Below are 3,905 nucleotides of genomic sequence, written 5' to 3'. Positions count from 1 at the left end.
CGCTCCCACAGTGTATTTGTGTCAGGCACAGACCCTGTGGGAGCGAGCCTGCTCGCGATGGGGCCAGAACAGGCAGTAAAGAACTCAGGACTCACCGAAAGAAAGGCACATCCCCCAACACAGTCGCGCGCTGCATCACCCGCCGCGCCGGTCGGTAATCATCCACGGCGTAATGCTGTGTCACGCGGTTATCCCAGAACGCCACGTCATCTTTTTGCCAACGCCAGCGAATGGTGAATTCCGGCCGCGTCGCATGAGCAAACAACAGCTTCAAAATCGCTTCACTCTCGGTGTCCGACAGCTCATTGATCTTCGACGTGAAGCCTTCATTGACGAACAACGCCCGGCGCCCGCTCACCGGGTGTGTGCGAATCACCGGGTGCGACAGCGGTGGATTTTTGCGGCGTGCTTCTTCCCACTGGGCCAACGCTTGCGGCGTGTTGCCATATCGCTCCAGCGGGAACGAACGGGTGAAATCGTGTGTGGCCGTCAGGCCTTCGAGCAAGCTTTTCATCGGCGCGGACAACGCTTCATACGCCGCGATGCCACTGGCCCACAACGTGTCGCCGCCAAACTCCGGCAACAGCTTGGCGCTCAGCACCGCGCCCATGGCCGGGGTCGGCAGGAAGGTCACGTCGGTGTGCCAGATCGCGTTGTCGCGCACGTCGGTGACGGCGGTGTCGAGGATCAGCACTTCGGGCTGTTCCGGCACGTTCGGGTAGATCGGATGGATGTGCAGGTCGCCAAAATTCGCAGCGAATCGCGCCTGCTGTTGCGGCGTGATCGGCTGGTCGCGGAAGAACAGCACTTGATGCTTGAGCAGCGCTTGCTCGATGGCGTCGCGCTGTTCCAGGTTCAGTGGCTGGCTGACGTCGATGCCGCTGATTTGGGCGCCGAGGGCCGAGCTGAGGGGGACGATGGTCAGGTTGCTCATGGTGATTCTCTTCAATCCGGGGTGCCGAGCTTTTGTAGGAGTGAGCCTGCTCGCGATAGCGGAGAGTCAGGCGACAGGGTGGTGGCTGATACACCGCCATCGCGAGCAGGCTCGCTCCCACATTAAGATCCCAAAAAACTCAGTGGGCCTGGCCGTGCCACGGCACCAGTTTGCGTTGCAGGGCGCGCAGGCCCATTTCCATGGCAAACGCGATCAGGGCAATCACCAGAATCCCCAGCACCACCACATCGGTGACCAGGAATTGCGCGGCCGACTGCACCATAAAACCCAAACCGCTGGTGGCGGCGATCAATTCGGCGGCAACCAGCGTCGACCAACCCACACCGAGGCCGATGCGCACGCCAGTCAAAATATCCGGCAAGGCGCTCGGCAGAATCACATGGCGAATCAATTGCGCCCGGGTCGCACCCAGCGACTGCGCGGCGCGCAGTTTGGCCGGGTCAACCGTGCGCACGCCAGTTGCAGTGGCGATGGCAATCGGGGCGAAAATCGCCAGGTAGATCAGCAAGACTTTCGACAGCTCACCGATGCCGCACCAGATCACGATCAGCGGCAGGTAAGCCAGCGGTGGAATCGGCCGGTAGAATTCGATCAACGGATCGAGCACGCCGCGGGCGATGCGGTTATGGCCGATGGCGATGCCGATGGGCACGGCGGTCAGCACCGCGAAACCAAGGCCCAGACCGATACGGCTGAGACTGGCCCCCAAGTGCTGCCACAACGTTGAATCCATGTAGCCGCTGGTCACCAGCAGCCAGCCCTTTTGCAGCACGGCGGACGGTGGTGGCAGGAACAGCGGTTCGATCATCCCTGTGGCGGTGACGGCCCACCAAATGACAACCAGCGCCACCAGCGTCAGCACGCTGATCCACCGAGTGCTGAGGCTGCGACGTGACGGGATGTCCGTGGAACCCGGTTTAACCGCGACGGCGGGAATTTGATAGCTGCTCATGCGCGCTCCTGCCGCTGGGCGGTGCTGCGTTGGGAGAACACTTTGGCGAGTACGTGTTCGCGAGTTTCGATGAAGCGCGGGTCGGACTTGATCGAGCGAGCTGACTCACCGGCCGCATACCGCTGACCGAAATCCAGGCTCAGGCGCTCGACGATTTGTCCCGGATCAGGCGCCAGCAGAATCAGGTCCGTGGCGAGGAACACCGCTTCTTCGATGTCGTGGGTAATCAGGAAAACCGGTTTGGCGGTGCGCTGCCAGACTTGCAGCAGCAGCTCCTGCATCTGTTCGCGGGTGAAGGCGTCGAGGGCGCCGAAGGGTTCGTCCATCAGCAAAACGCGCGGGTCGGCGGCCAGCGCACGGGCCAGGCCGACACGTTGCTTCTGGCCACCCGAGAGCTGCCAGATGCGGCGACTTTCGAAGCCGGAAAGGTCCACCAGTGCGAGCATTTCCTGAGCGCGCAGTTCACGTTTTTCCCGCGCAATGCCGGCCAGCTCCAGGCCGAAACCGACGTTGGCCAACACGTCCTGCCAAGGCAGCAGGGCGTCGTCCTGGAACACCACGCCACGTTCGGCGCTCGGGCCTTTGACCGGCACGCCGTCAAGGGTGATGCGCCCGGCGCTGGGTTCGACGAAACCGGCAATCAGGTTCAACAGCGAGGTCTTGCCACTGCCGGACGGGCCGAGGGCTACCAGCAACTGCTGTGGGCCCAGGCTCAGGGAAATATCCGCCAGTACCGGTTCGGCGGCGCCGGGGTACTGTGCGCTGATGCGCTCCAGCTGTAGCAAAGCCATCGCAGTTAACTCCCGATCAGTTGGTGATGTACTTGGCGCTGACGTAAGGGGCGTAGTCCGGCAGCACGGCCTCGACCTTGCCTTGTTCCTTGAGGAAGGCGGCGGTGTCGGTAATGGCCTTGGTGGTCGGTGCGCCGAGGTTGATCACTTGGTCAGCCGCCAGCGGGAAGACGTTGCCTTGCAGCAACAACGGAATGTCGCTGGCCTTGGCGCCCGACAGTTTGACAAGCTTGTCCACGTTGCTTTGATTGGCCAGCCAGGCTTTCGGGTCTTTGCGGTAATCGGCGTAGGCGTCGAGGGTCACTTTGGCGAACGCAGTGACGATTTCCGGGTGCTTCTCGGCGAAGTCCTTACGTACGATCCAGGCATCGAAAGTCGGAGCGCCGAACTTGGCCAGTTCGCCGGAGGTAATCAGCACTTTGCCGTTTTCCTTGGCGACTCCGAGGGCTGGGTCCCACACGTAAGTGGCGTCGATATCACCGCGTTTCCACGCAGCGATGATGGCGGGCGGAGCGAGGTTGAGCACGGTGACCTTCGACGGATCGATGTTCCAGTGCTTGAGCGCCGCCAGCAGGCTGTAGTGGCCGGTGGAAACGAACGGCACGGCGATTTTTTTGCCGATCAGGTCTTGCGGAGTCTTGATCCCGGAGCCGTCGCGGGCGACCAGGGCTTCAGCCGCGCCGATCTGGGTGGCGATGAGGAAGGTTTCTACCGGGACTTTGCGGGTGATGGCCGCCGTCAGGGGGCTGGAACCGAGGTAGCCGATCTGCACGTCGCCGGAAGCGATGGCGGCGATGATGTCGGCGCCGTTGTCGAATTTGCGCCAGTCGATTTTGGCGTTGGTGGCTTTTTCGTAAGCGCCGTCGGCCTGGGCGACCTTCGCCGGGTCAACCGTGGTCTGGTAGGCGACGGTCACGTCAGCCGCCTGGGCAAACAAACTCGCCGCAGCCAGAGACGCGGCCGCCAAGAGGCGAAGAGAGAAATTCAGTTTCATTGAGAAGCTCCTTGTCAGGCGACCGAGAGTCGGCGTGAAAGGAGACTAAATGATCTAAGAATCCGAAAATAAATAACTTTTTCGAATGAGCTTATGAGCGGAAAATTCTAAGGGAGACCGCAGTGCGGCCTTCGCGGGCAAGCCTCGCTCCTACAGATTCGGGGTCGAGTCACAAATGGGGACCGACACAAAACTGTAGGAGCGAGGCTTGCC

General features: G+C 61.7%; 4 protein-coding genes. All 4 read right to left on the bottom strand.

Translation table 11 applies throughout. From position 1 onward, the window contains the following. Window positions 1–91 precede the first annotated feature (91 nt). Complete coding sequence (gene tauD / locus QMX98_RS32995; RefSeq protein ID WP_010464788.1) at window positions 92–934, bottom strand: taurine dioxygenase; 843 nt, start codon at window positions 932–934, stop codon at window positions 92–94. Between the two features lie 139 nt (window positions 935–1,073). Next, a complete protein-coding gene (tauC, locus tag QMX98_RS32990; protein ID WP_010464786.1) occupies window positions 1,074–1,907 on the bottom strand; it encodes a taurine ABC transporter permease TauC in 834 nt (277 codons plus the stop codon). After that, complete coding sequence (gene tauB / locus QMX98_RS32985; protein WP_010464784.1) at window positions 1,904–2,698, bottom strand: taurine ABC transporter ATP-binding subunit; 795 nt, start codon at window positions 2,696–2,698, stop codon at window positions 1,904–1,906. The genes tauC and tauB overlap by 4 nt, the downstream gene beginning before the upstream one ends. Before the next feature lie 16 nt (window positions 2,699–2,714). Next, window positions 2,715–3,692 (bottom strand): taurine ABC transporter substrate-binding protein, encoded by a 978-nt coding sequence (tauA, locus tag QMX98_RS32980; RefSeq protein ID WP_282412003.1) that lies wholly within the window; start codon window positions 3,690–3,692, stop codon window positions 2,715–2,717. Between the last annotated feature and the right edge of the window lie 213 nt (window positions 3,693–3,905).

Origin of the sequence: Pseudomonas sp. PS02303 (assembly GCF_029959925.1) — a bacterium.
GTDB classification, from domain to species: domain Bacteria; phylum Pseudomonadota; class Gammaproteobacteria; order Pseudomonadales; family Pseudomonadaceae; genus Aquipseudomonas; species Aquipseudomonas mandelii.
This window is presented reverse-complemented; position numbering and strand designations above follow the sequence as displayed.